Raw genomic sequence first — 19,606 nt, forward strand, 5'->3', positions numbered from 1 at the left:
GATTCCGGAGAAAAGGATTTTTACAATAAAAATATCCCGTCCCGGAATACAGTTACATATTCCGGGACGGGATTTATATGGCTATAAGTTCCCGCGGTACCACCCGCATTGAGACATATGCAAAAGGACATATCTCTCCACTCTGACATTTAACGCATGCTTACGGATAAATCTACCCATGACACCGGAATAATAAAATTCCGGCCGCTTCGATCTACCGGCTCCGGAGTGTTCCCATAGCCAAGTCCCACATGACGGCGCTCTCAGTCGGTGACGCCCTCTTCCTGTCGAGGTCCATAGGCCAGAGTCTCCTTCTCTGCCTTTTTTATATCTGATTTTCAATTCTGTGATGTATGATTCCCTGTTTTTAAATAATTTATCACTTCATCACAATGAATTTCACTTATAATATCACAATCTTTTTTATCCTGCAAGAATTATTTTCAAAAAAAGGATGAACTATGCTCTCCAAATACCCCCATGTTGACTTTTCTTGTCGAAACGGTTACAATTTTTTAATACGAATTATAAGACTGAGGTGAGCGTCCAATGGGTTTTGATTATCTTCTGGTAGATGGCTACAACATCATATTTGCCTGGCCTGAATTAAAAGAGCTTGCAGGGACCAACATGGACTCCGCCAGAACAAAGCTTCAGGATATTCTCTGTAATTATCAGGGTTATAAAAAATGCAAAGTGATTCTGGTCTTCGACGGTTATAAAGTCAAAGGAAATCCAGGAACAGTTATAGAATACCATAACATCCATGTAATTTTTACAAAAGAAGCAGAAACTGCAGACCAGTATATTGAAAAAGTCAGCCAGCAGATCGGCAGACAATATCAGGTACGGGTAGCAACTTCCGATAAACTGGAACAGATTATCATTCTGGGAAAAGGATGTACCAGACTATCCGCAAGAGATTTAAAAAAAGAGATTGATGAGACTAATTCCGAGATAAAAAAAGAACACCTGGAACGAATGCCCTCCCAGAAAAACTGGCTCTTTGATCATGTAGACCCGGAATTGTTTGAATATCTGGAAGGGATTCGGTTGAATAAGGGAAAGGGGGGAAATAAGGGGAAAGGAAAAAAATGAGGGGAGGAGAGAGGGAAGATTTTGCAGGCAGGGTTAGAGTTACTTAGAACAAACGGGTGCAGAAAACATGGGTGAGGATTGGCTTCCAAGCCAATTCCTCAAGGAAACCCGGAGTGCGAATTTCTTTCAGAAATTCGGACGAAGTGTTTCCGATCCCATGTTTTCTGTGCTCTTTTGTTCTTAGTAACCCTCCCTGCCGAAACCATTTCCCCTCTCTCCTCCCCACCGCCTTTTTCCCTCCCCCTCCCCTCGTTCTACCCCCTCAAAAAAAAGCATATACTTAATAAATCCTCCCAGGAGTCCATCTTCATCATGACCTTAATCGAACTTTTCCTGATCGCCACCGGTGTTTCCATGGATGCCTTTGCAGTTGCTGTATGCAAGGGTCTCAGCCTGTCAAAAATGAGTTGGAAACATGCACTGGTAATCGGAATTTACTTTGGCGGTTTCCAATCGGCAATGCCTTTTCTCGGATATATTCTAGGTTCTCAGTTTAAAGATGTGATTGCCGTCTTTGACCAGTGGATCATTTTCATTCTTCTTGCAGGCATTGGAATCAATATGATGAAAGAATCGTTTTGTTCTGACCTGGAAGACTGTGTCAACTGTTCCCTGGAGCCGGGACAGATGATTATGCTCGCCCTCGCTACCAGCATTGATGCACTGGCGGTAGGGGTTACCTTCTCGTTTCTTAAAGTTCACATTATTTCCTCTATTTTTATTATTGGTCTTACTTCGTTTCTCTTTTCTGTCCTTGGGGTAAAGATAGGGAATTTATTTGGCATCCGGTTTAAATCAAAGGCTGAATTTTTTGGAGGCGCGATTCTAATACTGATGGGAACAAAAATTTTGTTGGAACAGACGTTATGGGAATAAATTTCTGGTCTGATCCGGTTTCCTGAAACAAAAAAAGAAGGACATGGCTAAATAAAACTGCCTGCCCTTCTATGTACGATCAGCTTGCTTTTTCTAATAAACCTCTGCGCTCCATCTCATCACGGTATAACAGATAAGTGCCTTCCTGCATCTTTAAAAATGAGCTGTAAAAGATTCCATACATAAAGATTGCCAGTATTTTACTTCTGCGTCCCCGCTCGGAGGCTTTATAAAGATTCATCAACTGCTTGTCATTGATCTTTCCCTTTGCAATTCTCTTTCGAATGCTGTTCTGGGTAATGGTGCCAAGCAATTTACTATACAGACTGAAAACAAACATCGCAATTGCTATAATTGCTATACATAAAATAATTGTTGTAACTGTATTCATTGTTTTGCATTCTCCTTTCTACTCTTTTGTAGTTGTATACCATAAAAAAGAAGAAATGTAAACATCTTACTTTTATTTTATGATTGAAAATTAATGTCCGCATTCCGGCAGATTTACCTGCGTTCCTCCGGGAATTTCTATCTGGGTGTTGTCTACACTGATCCACACACTGGAGGCCGAAGGATTATATACCATGGAGCTATCAATGGAAAATTTCAAATTGGCCGCTGCCTTCATATAATCCACGATTTCAATATTGGTGGCATACCAGATATCATCTCTTCCTCCTGCCATTCGGCAGAATTCCTCCATTAATTCCCAGTTATTATCTCTTGGAAATTCAAAACTGTGTCCCCACACATACATCATATAGAGGTACTGGGTTTTAAACAGCTCAATAAAACGTTTTCCGTTTTCCAGTAGATTGTGGTTGTGATGACAGGTGGATTTCCACTCCAGATAATTCTCCGGCATTTCAAACCCATCGGTACTGCCTACGACCCTGCAGTATTCAATGCCAAGCCCTGGAAGCATATCCACAATTTCTTTTGTATAAGAACCGTTTGGATAGGACATTCCTCTGACCGGATATCCAGCCACCCGTTCCAGTGCTCTCCGGTCTTCTAAAATCTGCAGCGCCACCTGGGGGAGAGGACACCTGGCAATGGTGGGGTGAAGCACGGTATGGCAGGAAATCTCATGCCCTTTGTACACGGTACTCCACTCCTCTGGCTTCAGCCTGTTTTCAAGATCCGACAGACCTGAATTAATGTGGAAAGTACCCTTGATTCCATTGGCATTCATGATATCTACCAGCCGTCTGTCTTCCACTCTTCCATCATCATAACTCATGGTAAGAACCTTATGTTTTCCCTCTGGAAAACAGATATATATGTTTTTTAATTGATCTGTCATAATGCACCATCTCCTGCAACATTTTCAAAATTTAAGACGGCGGCAAAGAATGCCAGAGCCATTCCCTGTCCCCACCCCTGAATCCATTTCTTCGAAATATTCCGGTATCCGTCCCGGTCCTTCATCACCGCTGTTCCGCCGGATACGTCGGTCAGTCTCCCGTCGGTATCCACATGGGAGAGCACTCCTTTTATAGACTTATTGATGTATTTGATATGAAGGGGATTCCCTTTTATGGTCATGGCTGCTGCAATCCCTGCAGAAGCTGACAATTCCTCATAGGATTCTTCATCATCAAGAATGGTTCTCCACAGACCGTTTTCTGTCTGCAATTGCTTTAAAGCAGAAAGCTGTTCATTTAAACTGCCGACAATTTCCAGATACTCCGGATAGAGATAGCACTCTGGTAAAATATGCCCCACCTTACTCATGGTATAGGCCGCCCAGCAATTCGCCCTTCCCCAGTAAAAACCGGACATATGATCTTTTGTCATATGATTATAGCCATGATACCACAACCCGGTCTTTTCATTCTGGAGATACTGGATGTGCCAGTAATACTGGTTTAAAGCATCTTTAATCAGATCCCCGTCTTTGGTCATAACGCCTACCCGGAGAAGAAAAAATGCAGCCATAAACAGGGTGTCAGCCCAGCACTGTTCCGGAAAATCATTGGAAGCAGATACGGTGTGCTGGAGCACCTGATCTGCGAACCGCAGAGCTTCCTGCCTTAAATACGCAACTTTGGATTGAATGACATCCATGTATTTTTCTTCTCCTGTAGCTTCATAAAGAGTGATCAGGCAATGCCCCATGGCACAGGTATTGACCGTCCACACCGGAAGCCCCAGCTCCATTAATTCATCCACCCGGTCTTTTAAGAAATCCAGATACTCTTTCTTTTTTGTGATCTCATAGGCTTCTGCCAGCCCATAATATGCCACACCACATGGCCAGTCCCAGGACAGGTCCATCCGCTTGGTTCTCTCAAAAATCCGGTCTATGGCATCTTCCATCTGCACTCTGTCAAATGTAAGCTTCCCCATCTGCTATACCTCCATATTTTTATTCTATTATAAGTGATTTTAGCTGTTCTGCCAATAAGCCGGCATACTTATTCGCACCTTTTTCCGAAAGATGAACAAGGTCTTCCAGATAAAATTCTCTCGCCTGTTTTTCTCCGGCTTTTTCACAACATTTCTTTGTTATGGCATACATATCCACAAAAAGAACCTGTTCCCTTTGGGCATAAGCCCTCATTGCCTCTGTATAATCAGGAAGAAGGCGGTTTATCCTGCCCTTTTCTCCCTCTTCATTGTCCTTGCAGGGACATAGACAGACCGGAGCAAGAAGAACTGGAATAGAGCCTTGCTTCCTGGCTGCCTGGACATACTGGTTCAGATACCACGAAAACTCAGAAACAGGTACATACCGTTCCGGCTTCTCCTTTGACGCATCGTTATGCCCAAACTGAATCAGAAGATAATCTCCCCATCTTAGCTGCTTTTCCATTTCCTCCAGCCTGCCTTCTTCTATAAAACTTCTGGAAGAACGACCTGCCATGGCACAGTTATTAACAACAAGATGTCTGCTTTCGTAGCGCACCTGGTTGGAAAAAGAAGAATTTTCCTCTTTTTTTATCTGATACCTGTTTCCCGGGTCCAGATACTTTATTAATTTCTCTCCCAGTCCGGTTCTTGGAGATTCCTCCCTGGATGCGGTCTGGCTGATGGAATCTCCTGCCAGATGCACCACGATTTTTCTCTTCATATAAGGGAGAACCCGGTCAAATTCCATGTCAGAAGCGTAATAGAATCTGGGGTAACAGGGCTGGTTGTAACAATTATTCTGCCAGGCGACTCCACAGCGGTACTGGGCATCCTGCATGAGAGTAAAGAGTTTATGATCGGTGACCTCCGTATTGGTATAGATACGGATAGCCTGACTGTCCTCTGTGCGAAGAAGAATTTCTTCCCGGAAATCTCCAAAGATATCTGCCACCAGACAGGGATTCCCCTTTGTGCCGTTATTGGTTTTTGTATCCTTTGGCGTCAGCATAATCCCATGGATAAAATCCCGGATTACTCCAGTGGGATGCTGCTTTAAATAATCCTCACCATCTGTAATCTGAGTGGTTAAATCTCCTGCCCACCGAATGGACATGTTGGTTCCCAGAGTTTCCTTTTTGATCAGATTTCCGTGACAGTCATAGGTTCCCACACCATTGATCCAGCACTGTAATCCTCTTACCTGAGGGTTAATATCTCCAATCATACAACGTCCTAAATCTGTTTCGGCATACGTTCCAAAAAGCACGGCTCCGCTCTCCCCGTCACGAAGTGCATAGCCATAGGGAGCATGCTCTGCGCCTTCAAATACGTTAAAGATCTCATAACCTGGCCGGTCCGGGTCAATGTCGGCTGCGTGCATGGCATCGCCATGTCCCAGCTTTGCCTCTCTCCCGTCCGGCAGCCTGTCTTTGGAACTGTAAAGCAGATTTCCGTCATGGTCAATGCAGGCACCGCCGTAGATAATCTCCATACAGCCGTCCCCGTCTACATCGCAGATTGCTACTGAATGATTGCCCTGTCCTGCCAGTGCACCATAGACCGGATCAGTTCCATCTTCCGCCCCAAGTGTATCATTAAAAGGATTATTCATGGGAACAAATCCACTGTCAGCAGACCACACCTGTTGAAAACGATTCTCAAAAAACTGGTAAGCAGCCACAGCCGACCGGGTATAATATCCCCGGCAGACAACCAGGTAAGGACGCTTTCCATCCAGATAAGCAACTGCGGATAAAAACCGATCTGAACGGTTACAGGGTTCGATTCTTTTTCCCGCATAATCTCCCCATAAAAGCCCGTCATCTTCCCGTAAGAAAGGGAAAGGAATAGTTTCCATCTCTTTTCCGTCACCTGAAAACATGGTTAAATATTCCGGGCCCTCATAGATAAATCCGTCAAATTCCCGAAGTCTGTTTCTGGGACTTTTGCCGGGGGCATAGACATCAAGAAAATAATCTGCCAGACTGCCTGCATCTTCTTTTGAGAGAGGGTAGGAAGCCATGGCAGGAATCTGAAAACATTCCTCTAACGTCTTTGGCCAATGCCCTTGTTTTACTTCCGGATGGTCCTGCCAGTTACCGAACATTTTGATTAAATGGGAGCGATAATCAGATGCACTGGATACATAGGAATCATTATGGCTGTATCCTTTCTTTAAGTCCTCTTCCGGCATGGTAATAAAATATGTATCTCGCACATTTCCAGCCTCATCAAACCTTGTCATACGGGTTCCGGGAGCTGTCTTTAACGCCATCTCCGCTTTCCCATCTCCGTTAAAATCATAGCACATAAACTGGGTGTAATGGGCACCTGCCCGGATGTTAGGTCCCATGTCCAGACGCCACAGCAGTCTTCCATCCAGTTTATAACAATCAATATAACAGGGACCGGTATAACCTTTTATGGAGACATCCTGAGAATTTGACGGATCCCATTTTACAAAGTACTCATAATCCCCGTCTCCATCTACATCTGCTACCGACATGTCATTGGCAGAATACGTGTAGACTTCTCCGTTTGGAGTCACCCCATCTTCCGGTTTTCTCAGAGAAAGGTCCAGATAGCCCTGATCCCAGATATTTACAGCTTCACAGGCAAATTCCTCTTTTTCTCCAATTACGGCAGCCACCTGATATGCAGATTTATCGCTGCCCTCTTTATCCAGATAATTGGTACTGTCTGAAACCATTCCAATCAGCACTCCATCCCGGTATACCTTAAAGTTTACACCGGTCAGTCCACCCAGCTTCTGATCAAATCCTGTTACTTCTGTTACAAAGAAACGCCAGCTTAAAAAGATTCCCTGCTTTGTTTTTACTGCCACCAGCCCCCGGTTCAGTGTCTCCAGCTGTTCCTCTAACATGTAATGAACTGGTGATATAAGTGTCTCTTCCTGTACTTTCTTTTCCTCTTTATCCACAAAAACAACCTTTAGATAATGAGGAATATGGGTTGACTTTTTCAGACAGAACTTCTGCTTCTTCTCTTCTGAAATCTCTCCGAGATAACGGTAATTTTCCCAAGCTGTTTCCCGGTCTGACCAGTAGATTCTTGCTGCAACGGCATCTTCCGGCAATTCCCAGCCGATGGTGACGCTTTCTCTGTTTATGGATACAATATAAATCATGTCTCTCCTCCGTCTTTTCTGGCTTTATGCTTTCCGGAAACTTCCTTTTGGCATGGCTGCAACCAGTTCATCTGCTTCTTCTAATGTTTCAGGAAGATGGTCTCTGATAAAATCCAGCACACAGATCACATTCAGACACCACTGGGCGGCAAAATTAGTACTGATCCACGGAATCTCAGAAAGCTCCTTCTTATTTCCCTTATTTTGCTGAATGAAGGGAAGAAAACCATTGTGATTTTCTTCACAAAGAAGCGTATGGATCAGATGGCACCAGGTGGTTTTTGCCAGACTATTATCATTTCTATACCAGGCACCGTACGCTCCCATGGTTGCTGCCATAAAGGGAAGCGAAAATTCCCGGTCTCCAATCAGCCCCCTTGATTCTTTTACCTGCTGTTCCCGGGGAAGATAATAGAATCTGCCATAATCCGCCATCATCTGTTTCCACTCTTCATCTCCCGTCAGATCCGCCATTTCCATAAATATCTGCGGTGCTCCCATGCAGATCTGTAAATGGGTTCCTCCAGCCGCTCGTTCTCCAATGTAGCGGAGATGAACCGTGTCCGGATCAAATTCAAAATCAGGACCGGATATCAGTTTTAACGGAGCCTTTTTTATATCCTCCATTCCTACTTTCATCTTCTTTAAATATTTTTCATCGTGAAACCTCTCCCACTGGGTCAGCCAGTTGGAACAAAGAGAAGACCAGTCAGGACCGCTTCTTGCATGACTTTTATAGACCATTTCACTTTTGTCGTAAAAATCTGCAAGAGGATCTTTCTGGAAAAAAGTCTGTTCATTCTCTTTTAATTCATCAAAAATATCCTCCAGCCGGTGATCTCCTGTCAGATAGTAATAATACCGGTGATGGGCTGCCATGGCAATGCGTGCTTCCTTACAGGGACAGCCCCAGTGCCGGACATTATGACGGGAACCCAGCCCTTTGTATTTCCCCATATGGTATACATCCACTTCGGAGGCATGACGTGTAAGCCGCTCTGCAAGGGAGAAAATATCCGCTCTGCCTGACCGGAGAAAGGAAAGCCACAGCCACAGGGTGGGAACCAGTTCCGTATTATCCCAGGCATATCCCCCCATATCATAACGCCACTGGTGGCGTACCTTATCATAAGTGTGCATGAAATCACCATAATTAAAAAGACCATACCAGTTTCTCTGCTCCACTTCTGCCCTGTAAAAATCAACGGCCTGGTTAAGCTGCTGCTCCAGCCAGCGCTCCATTTCCGTATTCTCTTCCGGCAAAGACCAATATCCGAATGCCCGGTTTTCATGGTAAAATTCAGGTGTCCCAACGTACTGCGCCGGATGCTCAACACCATCAGAAAACTGCAGCAGCTCCTCTTCCGACGGAATCAGACTATCAAAGAAAGCTATGGAATACTGGCTGGTGGAGGCGATTCCATAAGGAGTTGCCCCTTTATAGTCATATCCTTCGTAATAAACCTGGTTGTAGCCCCGGTCCGCATAGTGTCTGAAATCCATGGTTTCTCCGCCTGGACTGTATAACCAGATTACCGCTTCCGCTTCCTGCTTTGTCAGTCCTTTTATGGTATAGCCTGATGGGTAAGTCTGCCAGAAATCCCGGATGGAACAGGCGACGCTTCCATTTTCCGTGCCAAAAGCGGCTCCCCCCTTTGTTCGATGTCCATGAAGGCAGTCCAGATAACACCCACTTGAATAATCGGTCTTCTTCTTTATCCGAAAGTGGCTGGGACTATCCTGACATAGATCATACTCATCCCAGAAAGGCATATCTTTCATAACCGTTTCTACAATCTCTCTGTCCTTTTCATCTAATTCAAGAGGCACTCCATTTATCTGCGCCTGATAAAGCTCCTCCGGAACCCTGGGACGCCAGGTTAAAAGTTCTGCCATTGTTTCATGAAACACCCCATGATCTCCTTCAAACATTACATGGCGGTTATACATGGCACCGGCTAACGGCACCCGAAACAAAAGACCGATTCCTTTTAAATAATCCCGTTCTTCCTCTCCATCATATAAAAAAGTATGGGTAAAAGAAAGTTCCCTGCTGTCAAGCCCCACATTCATGCGGATGATAAAGGGAATCTTCTTTTCCCCTGAGTCTGAAATATGACAGCCCTGGTATTTCACAACCGCCTGCAGCGGTCCTTTTTCTTCCAGAGTCACCTTTTCCACCATGCCCCGGTATTCTTTTTCCACTTTTGCCTTTGCTCCGTCAACAATCACTGGTTCTTCCAGCAGAAGAACCGGACAGCCCCCGGATGCCCGAACCTTTCCCTCCGATAGAATGCGGTCAAAAAGACAATCTCCGGGACCTGGAATGTGAATTTCTAATGTTCCTGCCTCGATCACATAGCCTGGTCCATCTTCCTTTATTTTTAGAGAAAACCGGGATTCTCTTTCTTTGCCTCCTGTGCACGTTACCGGAAGAACCTCAATTTCTTCTGTCAAATGATCCCCGCAAGCCGTATGAGCCGTCCATTTTATGGTTCTGTCCGGCCAGTATGCCGTGATTCTGGACTGCATGGGCACAATCTGCCCCATATTATCCTGTAGAATGTATTTTGTATCCTCCTTGCACTGCCCCTGTTTCCACATACACCCCCATGTAGTATATCCTTTTTTTTGCCTGTCTGCCAGATTATGCAGTTTCACGTTTTCCTCCCTCTGCGCCTGATGCCGCTGTCTGATTCATGCTGTTGGAAAATAAGGAGAGGCGGTACCGCTCCTGCAAAGAGTACGCACCGCCTTTCTTTTTACTACTTCGCAGTATCCTGCTGATATAATTCATTGATTTCTTTCACCAGTCTGTCACCGCCCCGGTCTAACCACTGCTTTGCTGCTGCCTCAAAGCCTGCATCATCAATCTGACCGCAGATATACTGGGTTCTTGCATCGTCAATGATCTGTTCGATATCAGTACCTACCTCTGCATTCACGCTGGAATTTGCCAGATAGCCCAGTGCGGGATTAAAGATTGCCACTTTTTTATTTCTTGCAATTGCTTCATCCTGGGCAATGGTGCTCTCCAGTTTATCTAACTCCGGATTGGTGGAAGTCAGATTGGGAATATAGGCAATGGCTGAATTCAATCCCACATGAGGTGTCTGCTGTACCTCCAACTGGTTTCTCATCACAACTTTCCCGGCATCAGACATATCGTAAGTAACACCCTCAAGACCATAATCTGCTAACACAAGCATTTCATCATCACACATTTTATCCAGAAAATGAAGACAATTCTTCACATCTTCTTCTGTTTTTGCTCCTGCCTTTGTGATCAGGTAATAGCCGTTAAATCCGCTGGTTGCAAGAGTTTTCCCCTCAACCGGACCCACAAGAGTCATGGTTGCAATCTTATCCGGCTCTACAACAGACCTTACATCATTCTGGATATAATAATTCCAGATTCTTTTTCCTCCGTCCATAACATCAATGAATGCACCTGCTTCCCCTTTTTTCACTGCATCACCAAAGGTTCCGGAATCTACGGTTGCCCAGTCTTTGCGGATCAGACCGTCATCATAGATCTTTTTCATCCATTTTAGTGCTTCCTTATACTCTTTGGTCTGATGAACCGGAATCAGTTTCCCATCTTCCTCTACCCACTTATTGCCGGTTCCAAACCAGGTCTGCATAATATCAAGAGGTCCCACATATTTGGTCATCTCAAGGCCATAGGTATCGTCTTTTCCATTGCCGTCAGGATCTTCGTAGGTAAATTTATAAAGCATGTTATAGACATCCTCAACGGTCTTTGGCTCTTCTGTAATCCCCACTTTTTCCGCCCAGTCTGTACGATAGGAAAAACCATACCGTCCAATCTCTCTTGCCCGGTATAATGCAATAACCTTTCCGTCTACGGTTACTGCCTTTAATACATTTGGATCAGCCTTTGACAGATTGGGATAACTCTCTGTGTCCTTTAAGTATTCTGTCAAATCCCAGAAAGCGCCTTTTTTAGCTGCATCCACTACATTGGCAGTCATATCCCCGCTTCCCGTCACAATCATTGGCATATTGTCCTTATCCATCAGAACAAGCCCCAGCTTTTCTTTATAGGTATCGTTTGCCTCCCATCTCCAGTCCACATGGGTTGCCGTATGTTCCTCGTATCGTTTAATTACTTCATCTGAATGGTCATTTTTCAGTTCTGTCCCATAAAACTGGGGTGCCATAATGGAAACCGTGGGTTTTCCATCACCAGCCCCTGATGAAGCCCCCGATTCCGTTTGGGAAGACGCTCCCCCTGTTTTTGTCCCGCACCCCGCAAGAATTACCATGGAACCTGCAAGAGTGACTGCCATTGCTTTTTTCCATACCTTTTTCATCATAACACTTCTCCTTTAACAATTTTATTTATCCTTTTACAGAGCCAACCATAACGCCCTGCGTAAAGTACTTCTGAACAAAAGGGTAAATCAGCAGAATCGGTACGGTGGCAACCACAGTTGTCGCCATCTTTACTGCTTTTTGAGGCGGCATTCCAAATGCGCCCCAGTCAAATCCACTGTCATTGGCAACACTGGATGTGAGAAAAATAATTCTTCTTAATACAATCTGAATCACTTCCTTGGAACTGTCAGAGATATACATCATTGCATTGAAATAAGAATTCCAATGGGTAACTGCATAAAATAAAGCAACGCTGGCAAGAACCGGCTTGGAAAGAGGCAGAATAATCTTAATAAATGTCTGGGCATCATTACAGCCATCCATTCTGGCAGCCTCTTCAAGTTCAGAGGGAAGTCCCTGGAAATAATTCTTTATAATAATCATGTTAAAGGGATTGATTGCTCCTGGAAGCCACAATGCCCAGAATGTATTTTTTAAATGAAGAACATTTGCCACCAGCATATAGGAGGGTACCATTCCTCCAGAAAACAGCATGGTAATAATTACCATATTGGTAAAGAACCTTCTCCCTTTAAAATAGGGTCTGGAAAGGGGATAGGCAAGGGTGGCAGATAAAGTCATATTAATGATAACCCCTACAATCGTAACAATTGCTGAATTGAGCAGTCCCTTGATCGCATCACCTGTTTTGAAAATATACTGATATGCGTTTAAGGAAAGGGTGCGGGGGAATAAAAAGAATGCCCGCTCCGTCAATTCCCGCTCTGTTGCAAAGGAACCTGCAACAATATATACAAAAGGAAGCAGTGTGATCAGCGCAAACGCACCCACAAATATATAAATAATAACCTGCACCGCCTGATCTCCAGGACTTCGTTTAATTTTTAACGTCTTCGTTTTTGCCATTGAAACCCCTCCCATCAATAAAATCCCGATTCCCCAAACATCTTTGCAAGCTTGTTAGCTCCAAGCACCATAATCATGCTGACTAAGGATTTGAACATGCCCGCTGCCGTTGCCAGAGAATAATTGCCATTTACAACACCTTTCATATAGATATAAGTGTCAAAAACATCGGATACGCCCCGGTTCATGGAATTCTGCATCAGAAAAATCTGCTCATATCCGGTATTTAAAATTGTTCCGACTCTTAAAATCAGCATGATTACAATGGTAGAACGGATTGCAGGAAGGGTAATATGCCACATCTTCTGCCAGCGGTTTGCCCCGTCTACTTCTGCCGCCTCGTAAAGCTGCACATCAACCCCGGATAATGCCGCAAGGAAAATAATGGTTCCGTAACCGGTTTCCTTCCACATGCTCTGACCAACAATCATGGATACAAACAATTTGGGATTAGACATAATATCCGGTGCATGGTTTCTTCCGAAAATTTCCACCAGCCAGTGATATACCAATCCATCGGTTGTGCTGAATAACTGAGCGGTTAACGCTGCTACAATTACCATAGAGATAAAATGCGGAATGTATACCATGGTCTGCGCCACTCTGCGGAATGCCATATTTTTGATTTCATTTAGCAGCAGAGCCAATATGATTGGTGCCGGAAAATAAAAAACCAGGTTGGCAATGGAAATGGATAAGGTATTGGTCAGGACCTTTAAAAAATCCGGTCCTGTAAAAAACTTTCTAAAAACAGACAGTCCTGCAAATGGACTGTGCAAAAATGCCCCCAACATGCTGTCCCCATTATAAGGGCTGAATTCCTGAAATGCCATAACCAGCCCGCCCATTGGCAGATAACTGAAAACCAGCATATAAATCACACCAGGAATAATCATAATATACAGCCACTTATGGGCCTGCACAGCATGTTTTATCGTTCCTGCTCTTGGCCGTTGTCCGCCAGATAATGATTTTTGACTCATGCACTCTCCTCCTCAACTGTTTTGGGTTCTCTTATTTCCTCCCCGTTTGTGAAGTTATCGTACCTCATACTTCCAGCATTTGTAAATAATCATTATCAAACCTGTTTTTCTAATAAAAAAAGCCCCGATTCCCTTATAATCAAAAGGGTTCCTCGGGGCATATCCCACAGAATTATCATTTTATTCCCAGAATATTTCTATTCTTTATGCTCTTTTCTATAAGCAGATGGGGTTGTTCCAATCTGATTTTTGAAAAATCGAATAAAGTTCTGTACATTATTATAGTTTAATTTAGTAGAAATTACAGCAATGGAATCGGTGGTGGTTAAGAGCATATATTTGGCAATCTTCAGTTTTTCCTCATTGATCAAATCCGTAAAAGAAATTCCCTTTTCCTTCTTTAATACCCGGCTGATATAATTGGGATGATAACTCAGTGTCTCTGCACATTCATTGAGACTGATATTTCCACCGCTTTCCTTAATCATCCGGGTCACTTCCTTTACAATATCCGAAGCACTTGCCTGTCTGGATTCCATTAAAACGTTCATTACCGGACTTAGGATCTCGTCCATCATATACGATACCAGTTCTTTCTGCCCATAAACATTGGCAGCCTTTGTCAGAACATTATACTGTTCATTGCCAAATATATCAGAAAGAGAGATGGAAGCCTTTGCCGGAATCTCTAAAATAGCGGTCAGCAATCTGGTAACATAGTATGTCCGTTCCATGCCGGACGCACCTTTTACTTCCATTCTCCCCACGATCAGTTCCAGAAAACGTCTTGCCTCTTCCTCGTTGCAGCTATCCACTGCCCCGGACAACTCGTCCTCCATAATCTTATCGTATATATTCCCAGCAGGATCCATAAGGGAATAATCGTCGTAAAGAACCAAAGAAGCACCGTTTTCATTCCGGTCATGGTTTTTGCTGTGAAGCGCCTCGGAACACTCCTCACAAGCCCTCCCCGCATGGGTTAAGTTATGAAAGGTGCGGCTGATGCCAAAGGCAACCGGATAACCGTATTGGTCTACCACATGATCTTTGATCTGCTTATACACCAGAGCTGTTTTGTTATCCACTTCCACATCATCATTCTCACCAATCATAAAAAGAGCCATGTGGTTATATAAAACTGCTGAAACAAAGAATGCTTCTTTCACATAATCAGGCAGATGGAGAATAATCTCTTTATTGATCCGGTCCTTTTCCTCCTGAGGCAGGGGTTCCCCCTTCTCCTCGAATTTACAGGCAATGGCAATCAGACGATAGGAATTCCAGGATTCCATCTCATACTTTTTCATGGTCTCCTGAATCTTTTCCATATTCAGTTCGCCTTTCAAAAGATTTGTTAAAAATAACTCCTTGATCTGCACATTCTGATCGTCTGCAAACTTCTGTAACATCAGAACTGGTTTTGAAAATGCCACTGCCGCAAATCTCAATCCCACCAGAAGAATTCCGAATACAGCAATAATGGCAGCAGATGCCAGCACATAAGGAATGCCGCCCCGGTTCATCTTGTCCATATCCATACCGGTAATATAGGTAAGATTGTTTCCCCCGGATTCCTTTACACTTAGCCGGTATTTCTTCCCACCGGGAGAAGTATAGATTCCGCTTTTTAAAGTTCCTTTCTCTGCGGCTTTCAGATAAGTCTCTGTAAGACCCTGATTGGTCTCCATTAACACCTTTTTTCCGCTTAAAACCGTTACATCATACCCCATCTTCTGATAAGGCTCTGACAGACGGGAAAGCTGATCCGTATTCAGACGTACCGTCAGAAGATATACCATTCCCACACTGCTGTATTCCTCTTTTACAACAAGAAGCTCTCCCGACAGATCCACAAATCCTGATTCCTTTACGGTTCCATGGTATGGTCCGATCACATCGGTCCGGTTCAGCCAGTATAACGACAGCAGTACATCCTTTTGCTGGCCAATAAACTGCTCCAGCTCTTTTTTGTTCTTTAAATCTTTTATGGAATACATTCCATACTTATTGAGCACCCAGCCTTCCTTTACATTTACAAAGTTATAGAAACTGATGTATTTGGAAAGAAAGTAATTTCCCTGAAGGAGATTCTGTGCCTGTCTCAGCTCCTTATACTTGGAATAAGGAACCTCCTGCTGGTTCACCAGCCATTTCACCGATGTACTTCCGGTGCTGTCCAGATAATACTCCCGAATGGACGAAAATACATTTTCATATTCATTTGCTACACTTTCACAATAAGATTCCAGAGCCTGTCTGCTTTTTGCGGTTTCCCCCTTGATATAAATATCATAAGAAACAATCCCCATAACGATCAGAGGTACTGTTACCAGCAAAAGAAATTGTAAAAACAGGCGGTTTTCGAATTTTACACGTTTCTTCAATTTCCTCTGTCCTTCTTTTTTATAGTAATGCTGCTTTGCCCCCCGGACTTCTCTTTTTCCTATCCTAACTGATACACATTCAGATTTCGGTACTCCGCCTTCAACGGAGCCAGCTGACGAAACCCAATCTTTCCCCCGGCCAACGGTTCTCCATAGGTTTTTCCATCGTCCTCAAACTGAAACACCGTTAAACCGTTAATAGAAAACGTGATGTGATCCTGATATTTTTCTATGGAAAGCTCATAGAAATCTCTGGCATCCTCTGAATCCGGAATGGGATCAGCCCCCTGTGACACCAGATGAAACCCTCTACTCTTCCTTAGATTACAGGTATGAAAGGCACGTTCTTCCGGCTCTTTTCTCCTGAAATACGAGACATGATACCCATTCATATCTCCGCTGTGATACTGGGGATACTCCCCTGTTCTTTTGGAAAGGGAAGCATCAAAAAGGTCTTTTCCATCTTTTCCAGAAGCCGCAAAGAACAAAATACAAAGACCGTGATCGGTTAATGGTTTAAACTCCCAGGTAACCTTCACATTCTCCGGAAAATCTCTGGGGCACCACAGCACATAATTCGCTCTCTGGCCCAGCCGGTCACTCCATTGATTTTCCAGACACATAGACCCGTTTTCAAAACTGATCTTTGCTTTTCCCTCCAGAATAAAATCTTTGATATCAGTCTCTTTGGAAAGAGGATTGCTGTAAATCAAAGTTTCTTCCATCCGTAAATACCCCCTATACTTTTATATGCGCCCTAGTATAATTATACCTCTCACCAGTATGATTCTCAACCATTTCAATCAGGGCTTTTTATTTCTTCTTTTCAAGTATTATACCTTATGGTAAACTATCCTAAGACCAGTGATTCCAGAGGAGGAACATGATGCAGATCCAATATACACAAACGATTAACAACGAAAGTATCCTGGGAATTATCCGGCGCTTTTGCAACTATGTAGACCCAAGGCTCACCGAACACGGCAGCCACGTTGCTTATATTATTTTTTGTATGGTACACAAAACAGGAAGGTATTCAGAAGAAGAACTGCGCAACATCTGTTTTGCCGCCCAGCTCCATGACATTGGGGCTTTTAAAACAGAAGAAGTATCCAAGATGCTGAAATTTGAGACAAATGATATCTGGAACCACTCCTTTTACGGATACCTCTTTATCCTTTATTTTTCCCCCCTTAAAGAACTGGCACCTGCCGTTCTTCTGCATCATATCCGCTGGGATCTGCTAAAAGACCAGGATCAGTTAAGCGAGCAGTTAAAAGAGATTGCCCAGCTCATTCACCTGGCAGACCGGATTGATGTTTCCATTTCCCTGGAGAAGAAAACCTGGGCACAAACCCTGAAAATGCTGAACAATCAGACCAATTCCGCGTTTGCTCCCCATATTTTAAAGCTGGCATCGGATCTGGACTTTCAGGATTCCATTGAGCAAGAATGGCGTCAGGACTCCGCCTACCTGGAATTCTTAACCAGAATCCCTCTTTCCCCGAAAGACACCACAGACTATTTAAAAATGCTGGTTTTTATTATAGATTTTAGAAGCCATTACACCGTGACCCATACCATAACCACTACAAGCATCAGCTATGAACTGGGAAAACTGATTAATCTGAGCGAAGAAAAACTTAATCTGGTACTGTGCGGCGCCCTGCTTCACGACCTGGGGAAAATCGCAATCCCCGTAGAAATCCTGGAAAATCCAGGCAAACTAAATGAGGAAGACATGGCCATCATGCGCACCCATGTGGATCTGACAGAAGAAATATTCGGAGGCATGATTGATGAGCCCATTGCCCGGATTGCTCTGCGGCATCATGAGAAGATTAACGGCACCGGATATCCGAAAGGACTTATGGGAAAGGACTTAAACACAGAAGAACGTCTTGTTGCCATTGCAGATATTATCAGTGCTCTTACCGGAACAAGAAGCTATAAGGAACCCTTTCCAAGAGACCAGATTAAAACCATACTGGTTCATATGAAAAAAGCAGGATTTCTCGATTCCTTTTTAGTTGATATGGCAGTCTGGAATCTGGACAGAATTTTAGATACTACGGACAAGCGTTGCCTTCCGGTTTTAAATGTCTATCAAAAGCTCTGGAATGAATATGACCATTTTCTTAATTTAAGGACCAGTGAAGAACGCTTTTCCTTTGCCCTTTCCATTAAAGTGCCTGATCCGCCTTATTTCTGGCCGTAAAAAAGCTGGTACCGCCGGGATAATATCCTGGGTACCAGCTTTTTTCTATTTTGCAGATACTTTTACAAACTTTTTCTTGCCTCGTTTTACAACAAGTCCCTCTCCGGAAAATGCTTCTTTTGTAAATACTGCCTTTACATCAGTTACTGCATCTCCATCTACAGAAACACCACCCTGTTCCACGTTACGTCTTGCTTCGGAACGAGTTGGTGCAAGACCTGATTTCTGTAAAATGGTCAGAATATCCACACTTCCATCGGTAAAATCAGAGTCTTCCAGCTCATAGGAAGGCATATTTGCCGCATTGCCGCCGGCAAATAATTCTCTGGCTCCTTTCAGGGCTTTTTCTGCCTCTTCTTCTCCATGTACCAGTTTTGTCAGTTCATATGCCAAAATCTCTTTTGCCTTGTTTAACTGGCTGCCCTCCCACTGATCCATCTCATCAATCTGCTCAAGAGGTAAAAAGGTCAGCATACGAAGGCATTTTAAAACATCTCCATCTCCCACATTTCTCCAGTACTGGAAGAAATCAAAAGGTGATGTCTTTTCCGGATCAAGCCACACTGCACCAGACTGGGTCTTGCCCATCTTTTTACCTTCTGAATTCAGCAAAAGAGTAATGGTCATGGCGTGGGCATCTTTGCCTAATTTGCGGCGAATCAGTTCTGTACCGCCAAGCATATTACTCCACTGATCATCTCCGCCAAACTGCATATTGCATCCATAACGGCGGAATAACTCATAGAAATCATAACTCTGCATGATCATATAGTTAAATTCCAGAAAACTAAGCCCTTTTTCCATACGCTGTTTATAACACTCTGCCGTCAGCATACGGTTAACAGAGAAATGAGAGCCTACTTCACGAAGAAGTTCAATATAATTCAGTTCCATAAGCCAGTCAGCATTGTTGACCATCATCGCCTTTCCTTCGGAAAAGTCAATAAAACGGCTCATCTGCTTTTTAAAGCAGTCGCAGTTATGCTGTATCATCTCCACCGTCATCATCTGGCGCATATCACTTCTGCCGGAAGGATCTCCGATCATTCCGGTACCTCCTCCAATTAAAGCGATCGGCTTATTCCCAGCCTCCTGAAGACGTTTCATCAGGCACAGAGCCATAAAATGTCCCACATGAAGGCTGTCGGCTGTGGGATCAAAACCAATGTAAAATATAGCTTTTCCCTCATTTACCATCTTGCTGATCTCTTCTTCATTGGTTACCTGGGCAATCAGTCCCCTTGCTTTTAATTCTTCGTAAATTGTCATTGCAATT

General features: G+C 43.8%; 15 protein-coding genes. 3 read left to right on the forward strand and 12 right to left on the reverse strand.

Features of this window, described 5'->3' with window-relative positions; translation table 11 throughout:
* Nucleotides 1-549 precede the first annotated feature (549 nt).
* Both FAY33_RS05155 and FAY33_RS05160 read left to right on the forward strand, forming a co-directional pair.
* Entirely contained in the window at nucleotides 550-1,098 is a 549-nt protein-coding gene (locus FAY33_RS05155) for an NYN domain-containing protein (RefSeq protein WP_143319711.1), read from the forward strand.
* A 312-nt stretch (nucleotides 1,099-1,410) separates the two neighbouring features.
* Entirely contained in the window at nucleotides 1,411-1,974 is a 564-nt protein-coding gene (locus FAY33_RS05160; RefSeq protein ID WP_143319712.1) for a manganese efflux pump MntP family protein, read from the forward strand.
* Between the two features lie 79 nt (nucleotides 1,975-2,053).
* Here the strand turns inward: FAY33_RS05160 and FAY33_RS05165 are convergent, their stop codons facing one another.
* From FAY33_RS05165 to FAY33_RS05210, 11 genes are all read right to left on the reverse strand, one after another.
* Complete coding sequence (locus tag FAY33_RS05165; protein ID WP_143319713.1) at nucleotides 2,054-2,365, reverse strand: hypothetical protein; 312 nt, start codon at nucleotides 2,363-2,365, stop codon at nucleotides 2,054-2,056.
* Nucleotides 2,366-2,455: 90 nt separating this feature from the next.
* Nucleotides 2,456-3,280: a polysaccharide deacetylase family protein gene (locus FAY33_RS05170; protein ID WP_143319714.1), complete on the reverse strand. Its 825-nt coding sequence runs from the start codon at nucleotides 3,278-3,280 to the stop codon at nucleotides 2,456-2,458.
* Nucleotides 3,277-4,326: a glycoside hydrolase family 88 protein gene (locus FAY33_RS05175; RefSeq protein WP_143319715.1), complete on the reverse strand. Its 1,050-nt coding sequence runs from the start codon at nucleotides 4,324-4,326 to the stop codon at nucleotides 3,277-3,279. Before FAY33_RS05175 ends, FAY33_RS05170 begins: the two co-directional genes overlap by 4 nt.
* 19 nt (nucleotides 4,327-4,345) lie before the next feature.
* Nucleotides 4,346-7,477, reverse strand: a complete 3,132-nt coding sequence (locus FAY33_RS20040) for a GDSL-type esterase/lipase family protein (RefSeq protein WP_143319716.1) — start codon at nucleotides 7,475-7,477, stop codon at nucleotides 4,346-4,348.
* Nucleotides 7,478-7,501: 24 nt separating this feature from the next.
* The gene (locus tag FAY33_RS05185) at nucleotides 7,502-10,138 is read right to left on the reverse strand and encodes a hypothetical protein (RefSeq protein ID WP_143319717.1); all 2,637 of its coding nucleotides are present in this window, start codon (nucleotides 10,136-10,138) and stop codon (nucleotides 7,502-7,504) included.
* Nucleotides 10,125-10,274 (reverse strand): hypothetical protein, encoded by a 150-nt coding sequence (locus FAY33_RS19285; protein ID WP_185967499.1) that lies wholly within the window; start codon nucleotides 10,272-10,274, stop codon nucleotides 10,125-10,127. The genes FAY33_RS05185 and FAY33_RS19285 overlap by 14 nt, the downstream gene beginning before the upstream one ends.
* Nucleotides 10,243-11,817, reverse strand: coding sequence for an extracellular solute-binding protein (locus FAY33_RS05190; RefSeq protein WP_143319718.1), 1,575 nt, complete (start codon nucleotides 11,815-11,817; stop codon nucleotides 10,243-10,245). The genes FAY33_RS19285 and FAY33_RS05190 overlap by 32 nt, the downstream gene beginning before the upstream one ends.
* A 25-nt stretch (nucleotides 11,818-11,842) precedes the next feature.
* Nucleotides 11,843-12,745: a carbohydrate ABC transporter permease gene (locus FAY33_RS05195; RefSeq protein WP_143319719.1), complete on the reverse strand. Its 903-nt coding sequence runs from the start codon at nucleotides 12,743-12,745 to the stop codon at nucleotides 11,843-11,845.
* A 14-nt stretch (nucleotides 12,746-12,759) separates the two neighbouring features.
* A complete protein-coding gene (locus tag FAY33_RS05200) occupies nucleotides 12,760-13,728 on the reverse strand; it encodes an ABC transporter permease subunit (protein WP_143319720.1) in 969 nt (322 codons plus the stop codon).
* A gap of 197 nt (nucleotides 13,729-13,925) precedes the next feature.
* Nucleotides 13,926-16,112 (reverse strand): helix-turn-helix transcriptional regulator, encoded by a 2,187-nt coding sequence (locus FAY33_RS05205; protein WP_143319721.1) that lies wholly within the window; start codon nucleotides 16,110-16,112, stop codon nucleotides 13,926-13,928.
* 59 nt (nucleotides 16,113-16,171) lie between these two features.
* The gene (locus tag FAY33_RS05210) at nucleotides 16,172-16,837 is read right to left on the reverse strand and encodes a DUF1961 family protein (RefSeq protein WP_143319722.1); all 666 of its coding nucleotides are present in this window, start codon (nucleotides 16,835-16,837) and stop codon (nucleotides 16,172-16,174) included.
* A gap of 158 nt (nucleotides 16,838-16,995) precedes the next feature.
* Here FAY33_RS05210 and FAY33_RS05215 point away from each other — a divergent pair, with 158 nt between their 5' ends.
* Nucleotides 16,996-18,330 (forward strand): HD domain-containing phosphohydrolase, encoded by a 1,335-nt coding sequence (locus FAY33_RS05215; protein ID WP_243126603.1) that lies wholly within the window; start codon nucleotides 16,996-16,998, stop codon nucleotides 18,328-18,330.
* Between the two features lie 45 nt (nucleotides 18,331-18,375).
* On the opposite strand, the gene tyrS is transcribed toward FAY33_RS05215, so the two are convergent.
* On the reverse strand, nucleotides 18,376-19,599 hold the full coding sequence (gene tyrS / locus FAY33_RS05220) for a tyrosine--tRNA ligase (RefSeq protein ID WP_143319723.1): 1,224 nt from the start codon (nucleotides 19,597-19,599) through the stop codon (nucleotides 18,376-18,378).
* Between the last annotated feature and the right edge of the window lie 7 nt (nucleotides 19,600-19,606).

Source organism: Clostridium sp. HBUAS56010, assembly GCF_007115105.1.
Classification (GTDB): domain Bacteria; phylum Bacillota; class Clostridia; order Lachnospirales; family Lachnospiraceae; genus Lacrimispora.